Origin of the sequence: Rhodococcus sp. UNC23MFCrub1.1, from assembly GCF_000686025.1 — a bacterium.
Classification (GTDB): domain Bacteria; phylum Actinomycetota; class Actinomycetes; order Mycobacteriales; family Mycobacteriaceae; genus Rhodococcoides.
The window spans coordinates 1-5,398 of sequence record NZ_JMLQ01000019.1 but is presented as its reverse complement, the minus strand read 5'-3'; the positions used below and the strand labels follow the sequence as shown (position 1 = coordinate 5,398).

Genomic DNA, 5,398 nt, shown 5'->3' with positions numbered 1-5,398 from the left:
CAGGTCGGATCATCCGCTGCCCTCGGGACATCGACCACCTTCGTCGGATCGATCCTGGCGCTCACCTCGATCACCTTGGATACGAACGCCACCGTCGCCGGACGCGTCCTCGCCCGCAACGGAAACGTCACACTCGACACCAACACCATCACCCGGCCGGGGTGCGTCACCGCGCCGGTGACCACGACTCCGCCGGCCACCACCACCCCGGACACGACGACACCGGGCGCCACGACCACCCCCGGTCCGATGACCACACCGGGCGCGACCACGACAACACCTGTGACCACCACCGCACCTCCCGTGGTGATCACGGTCCCGGTCATTCCCGGTGTCCCCTCGATCCCGGATGTGCCTCCTGTGATCACTCTGCCCCCGATTCCGGGTGTCCCCGGTCTGCCGAACACACCGGGTGTCCCGACGGGGCCGAACACACCGGGTGTCCCGACGGGGCCGAACACACCGGGTGTCCCGACAGGGCCGAACACACCGGGTGTCCCCACTGGGCCGAACACACCAGGCGTTCCCATAGGGCCGGGTACGCAGATCACCGAGGTTCCTCGTGGGGGTGTGGACACCGGTGACGGATCCACGACTGGGTCGCACTCGTCCGCCGAGTGGTCGCTTCTGCTGCTGTCGATCACAGCTTTCGGAGCAGGCTCCGCGCTGATCCTCCGCCGCACACGCGGACACCGGGCTGACGTGAGCACCGCCCGCACCACACCTCGCCCCGCCGCGTCCCGAACCCGGGCCGCGGCGGGGATCGTTGCCGCGGTGCTCCTGCTGGTGGCGGTGTTGACCGGGTGCTCGACGCCCTCGTCGACCGCACCCGCCGACTCCGCCGTTTCGGCGGCGCCGCAGCAACGTACGACCACTGGCCCCACCGGTGCCTCGCCCACCGTTCTCGGTGAGTCGACGCCGGTGCACCTGTCCGTGCCGTCGATCGGCGTCGAGACGGACCTGGTCGGTCTCGGACTGCAGAACGACGGAACGATGGAGGTGCCGTCCGGTGGTTTCCCGGCCGGGTGGTATTCCGGGTCGCCGACACCCGGTGAGCTGGGACCATCGATTCTTGCCGGGCACGTCGACTGGGACGGAGCACCCGGGGTGTTCGCCGACCTCACCGAAGTCGCGGCCGGGGATGCGGTCATCGTCACCCGAGAGGACGGCACCGTCGCCTCGTTCGCCGTCACCGCGGTTGAGCAGTACCCGAAGGATCAGTTTCCGACCTCGTCGGTGTACGGGGACATAGACCATGCGGGTCTGCGGTTGATCACCTGCGGCGGCGCCTTCGACACCGACGCCGCCAGTTACGGCGACAACATCGTCGTCTACGCCGACGCCATCTGACGACTCAGCCTTCTTCGCGCCCGAGTTTGCTCTCAGACGAACGTGTCGAGTTCGCCGAGGCGGTTCACAATCATCACCCGCCGCTGTCCGGCAGGCCTCTTGCGAGATCTCGGCCGTTGTCAGTCCGTTGGGGCACCGTCCCGACGCCGGCATCCGTCTTCTCGACCTGTCCTCCGAGCTCGAGCGCCCGGAGTAGTTCGCGCTGCGGGGGAGGGGTCTCGCCGTGGACCGCGGGGATGTCTGTCACTCAGCTCCCCTTGGCGGGAGGCGCCAGGTCGGGCGGGTGTGCAGGTCGGTGATCGGGTGCGGGCTGCCCGGGGTGGCATCCCTGCAGGAGGTGGGCTCCGAGCTCGCGGACGGTGCGGAGTTCGGCATCGGTTTCAATGCCTTCCACCACGACGGTCATGTCGAACTGGCCGGCGAGTGTGATGGTGGCGGCGGTGATGGCGGAGCGGAAGGGGTCGGTGTCGATGTCGCGGGTGACGAACGCGTCGAGTTTGACGATGTCGGGTCGCACGGTGATCACCTGCCGCAGTCCGGAATGCCCGGCGCAGACGTCGTCGAGCGCGAGAACCACCCCGGCGGCGCGCAGATCGTCGAGCAGGCCGAGGGCATTCTCCACTTCGGTGACGGTGGAGTGCTCGGAGACCTCGAGGACGATGCGGCGATGCCGGGCGGCGTGACGCAGCGGCTCGATCAGAGTCGGATCGGCCGTGAGCGCGGCGGGGGAGAGGTTGACGGCGAGGAACAGCTCCGGCGGGAGCGCGTCGGCGTGGTCGAGCGCGCGCAGGAGTGCGGCGCCTTCGAGTGCCCCTGCCAGTGCGTGCTGTGTTGCGGAGGCGAACCACTGTTCGGGTCCGGGTGTGCCGGTGGGGAACCTGGCGAGGGCTTCGTAGCCGACGACGCGCAGATCAGCCGCTTCGACGACGGGTTGGAACACCGTCGAGGGTCCACCGCGGCGCAGTACCGCGACAATCTCCTCGGGTGTGACCGCGCTTGTGATCTCACCGGTATCGGGACGCGGAGTGTTCTCTTGCAGGCGCCGGTTCATGCCGGTGGTCGACTCGACGACCGGTGACGTGAACAGTTCGTGGACACCGCACGCAGCACCCGTGCGAGGCCGCCGCTGCCGCTCCTCGCCGAGGACATGCCTTGACCGTACGTGCAGTTACCCCCGACAGGAACGGAACGGAAGGACACAGCACGGACGCGACCCAGCGCTGCGAGGGCGCGACTGTTCGGTGCCCACCGCCGGGGGTGGTGGTGTCGAATGACAATCATGGTTCATCAGCCGGAGTCGGTGCCGCGGTCCTGCGATTTGTTCGGTACCGCAGCCAGCGGGGCGATCGACGACGACGGACACGACAGTGGTGGCCGGTTCGTGGTGTGGATGATCGACGACCGCGCCACCGTGGTGGTGCGGGCGGCGACGACCCTGGGCGGGGCGGTCGAGGTAGCTCGGGCGTAGTGCGCGGCGTGGGGTGCGCGCGTGCAGTGCGTCGAGAACCCAGTTGGGGTTGCCGTGCCCTCGGAGCAGTGGGAAGCGTTACTTGCAGCGCCGGGCCCGCTGCCGTACGTGTACACCGTCGAACTGCGCTCACCGCGGTCCACGGGTGTGGGGGAGTTGGTGTCGGCCCTGTGGACGAGTACCGACCTCGCCGAAGCACTGCGGTGGCGCTCCCTTCTCCCCGAACCGCTGAGGGTGCGGACGCTGGTGGTGAGCAACGCCCCCGACGGGCACTACCCGAGACGGGATGCGGATGGCTGCAGTACGGGATTCCGTGTGACTCGTCACCGGGATAGATTTCGCGAATAACGTCACCGGACAACCTCTTTAATACCAGTGCGGGCGGTGCGATGGACGGTGGTGTCGATGACCGCACCGCTGACACTGCCCGACAGTGTCGGACCGTGGCGGCACGATGGGGTCCATGCGCATTCGCACCCTCGCCGGACCGCCCCTGCCGCACGAGCTCCTCGCCGCCACCGTGCGCGCGATCCTGCTGTCGAACAGCCTGTGCATCGAAGGGCCGACCATGCTACAGCCCGTGGCCGCTCCGGCAGAACAATGGTGTGCCCGACACAGGACCGCGTGACTCACGTGAACCGTCGGTTCTGTCCGGGTGAGGTCCGCTCCATCGACGATCGGGCGGCGTACGGTGACCGTCATGGCGACACCCGTTGACCGACAGCGCGACTCGACCCTTGGTGTGTCGGATGCTGCCGTCGACGAGGCGGTGCGCGTGCTGCACGACCGTCTCGATGTCCTGCTCGACCGATTGACCGATTCGGTGATGGGCGCTCCCACACCGGGTTCGGCGCCCTGGCGTACCCGTTTCGGTGCTCCGGGCGCACTCACCAGCGCGGTGCGGGCGGGCGACCGCACCGCGGTACGGGCGATGATCGCCGCCCGCGCCGGCGTCGTCGACCCCGCTGCGCCCGCCCCGGCGCACCACCGGGCCACCTCGGTGTCGCCGCGCTGGCGTCGGCCACGACCGGACCCGGCGCAGCTGTCGATGTTCTGACCCACGCGTCTCACCCGAGGGTCGTCACAGGTTTTGCACACGAGCGCCGCCGGCTCCCGGCAGACCTCACCTCGCCGAGGTCGAGGTGTCGGGGAGTGGGGATAGCGTCAGTAGTTGTGGCGGAGAGTGCGGGTGTGCCGGTCGGGTACCGGTACGAGTGGGCACTGTTCACGGACTGGTGCGCCGCCGCCGACACGACCGCCTTGCCGGCATCGCCACTGACGGTGGCGACCTTCCTGGCCGAGAACCCCACCGGGAACGCCGCGCAGCGGCGACGGGTGGCGGTCGTCAACCGGGCCCACACCGCCGCCGGGTACCCCGCGCCGGGAACGGTCACCGCGATCCGCCTTCAACTCGACCAGGCCCGCACCGAGCGGATGGCGGTTCTGCGCGGTCGCGTGGCGCCGATCATCGCCGCGCTACCGGTGACGGGGTGGCCGACCGGGATGTTCGGGCGCCGCGACGCAGTGATCCACGCCCTGTACGCGGCGGGATTGCGTGCGGTCGACATCGCCCACCTCGACCGCCGCGACATCACCGTCGTCGGGGACGGCGTGCGGATCGGTGAACACCACCAGCTGCACCTCGGTTCGAGCGCCGCTGGCGGTGGTGCGGTGATCGACTACGCGGCGGTGTGGCGGCGGTGGGAACAGGTGCTCCGGGCGGTGCAGGATCACCCGTCGACGCGGGTGCTCGAACTACACCTGCGGACAGGCGCCTTCCCGGGCTGTGACGACGAGGATGGTCGGAGTGATTTCGGTCCGGTGGTGGTGCCGATCGACCGGTGGGGGGCGGTCCCGCTGCCGCTGGTTGCGATGACACCGGGGGCGATCACGTCCGTGGTGACCACGCATCTGTCAGGGGCACCGGTACGACACCGACCCATCCCCGAACGCCCCGCGCCGTCTAGGTCGGCGGCGGGGCCGCCGACCGTGCCCGGCGATGGCGCGGTGGTTCTGTCCGACACGTACGCGGCGGGTGTCGCAGCCCGAGCGTCGGCGCACGCCGCCCTCGCCGATGTGGGGGACGTCCTCGCCGAGATCGGAGACCGCGCCGAGGAGCTGCTGCTCCGCACCCTTGCACTTCTCGATGACCTCTGACCGGCATCGTGCCGGGCACGTCGATGGCACACCTGCGGGCAGACACGTGCAGACCCGTCAGGGAACCAACGGTGACAACTCAGCTAGCTGTAATGGCCAGGGACGTTGTGGACGGCGTGGCGACAACAGAGAGGTGAGGACCTCCGGTATCGGTGTGGTTACCACAACTGCACCGACAACCGAGAGGTCCTCGTGTCCCACGCTAACGCCTCCCTCACCCCTAAGGGACGATTGAAGCTCGCGAGTTCGATCGTCGACGACCACTGGTCCATCCGGCGGGCCGCCGAACGCTTCCAGGTCTCACCGACCACCGCAAAGAAGTGGGCCGACCGGTACCGGGCCGGCGGGGCGCCGGCGATGATCGACCGGTCCAGCCGGCCCCGCCGCAGCCCCGCGCGCACACCGAGACGCACCGAACGACGA

The 5,398-nt window shown here is 69.3% G+C and carries 7 protein-coding genes; 6 read left to right on the top strand and 1 reads right to left on the bottom strand.

Annotated features, from left to right (window positions below; translation table 11 throughout):
* Positions 1 to 702: 702 nt before the first annotated feature.
* On the top strand, positions 703 to 1,350 hold the full coding sequence (locus BR07_RS27210; protein WP_027507339.1) for a class F sortase: 648 nt from the start codon (positions 703 to 705) through the stop codon (positions 1,348 to 1,350).
* 247 nt (positions 1,351 to 1,597) lie between these two features.
* Here BR07_RS27210 and BR07_RS26085 read toward each other — a convergent pair whose 3' ends face one another.
* Entirely contained in the window at positions 1,598 to 2,401 is an 804-nt protein-coding gene (locus tag BR07_RS26085; RefSeq protein WP_051613721.1) for an EAL domain-containing protein, read from the bottom strand.
* 219 nt (positions 2,402 to 2,620) lie between these two features.
* On the opposite strand from BR07_RS26085, the gene BR07_RS0122550 reads away from it, so the two are divergent.
* The 5 genes from BR07_RS0122550 to BR07_RS26855 all read left to right on the top strand — a co-directional run.
* On the top strand, positions 2,621 to 2,818 hold the full coding sequence (locus BR07_RS0122550) for a hypothetical protein (RefSeq protein ID WP_155957173.1): 198 nt from the start codon (positions 2,621 to 2,623) through the stop codon (positions 2,816 to 2,818).
* A gap of 463 nt (positions 2,819 to 3,281) precedes the next feature.
* Positions 3,282 to 3,446, top strand: coding sequence for a hypothetical protein (locus BR07_RS0122545; RefSeq protein ID WP_155957172.1), 165 nt, complete (start codon positions 3,282 to 3,284; stop codon positions 3,444 to 3,446).
* A 72-nt stretch (positions 3,447 to 3,518) separates the two neighbouring features.
* The gene (locus BR07_RS26460; RefSeq protein WP_155957171.1) at positions 3,519 to 3,875 is read left to right on the top strand and encodes a hypothetical protein; all 357 of its coding nucleotides are present in this window, start codon (positions 3,519 to 3,521) and stop codon (positions 3,873 to 3,875) included.
* Positions 3,876 to 3,991: 116 nt separating this feature from the next.
* Positions 3,992 to 4,975, top strand: a complete 984-nt coding sequence (locus tag BR07_RS0122535; RefSeq protein WP_027507335.1) for a hypothetical protein — start codon at positions 3,992 to 3,994, stop codon at positions 4,973 to 4,975.
* A 192-nt stretch (positions 4,976 to 5,167) separates the two neighbouring features.
* On the top strand, positions 5,168 to 5,398 hold a 231-nt coding region (locus tag BR07_RS26855; RefSeq protein ID WP_155957170.1), incomplete at its 3' end, for a leucine zipper domain-containing protein.

Coding starts and splice junctions, on each gene's coding strand:
- BR07_RS0122545 (WP_155957172.1), top strand. CDS start 3,282: ATGCGCATTCGCACCCTCGCCGGACCGCCCCTGCCGCACGAGCTCCTC.
- BR07_RS26460 (WP_155957171.1), top strand. CDS start 3,519: ATGGCGACACCCGTTGACCGACAGCGCGACTCGACCCTTGGTGTGTCG.
- BR07_RS0122550 (WP_155957173.1), top strand. CDS start 2,621: ATGACAATCATGGTTCATCAGCCGGAGTCGGTGCCGCGGTCCTGCGAT.
- BR07_RS26085 (WP_051613721.1), bottom strand. CDS start 2,401: ATGAACCGGCGCCTGCAAGAGAACACTCCGCGTCCCGATACCGGTGAG.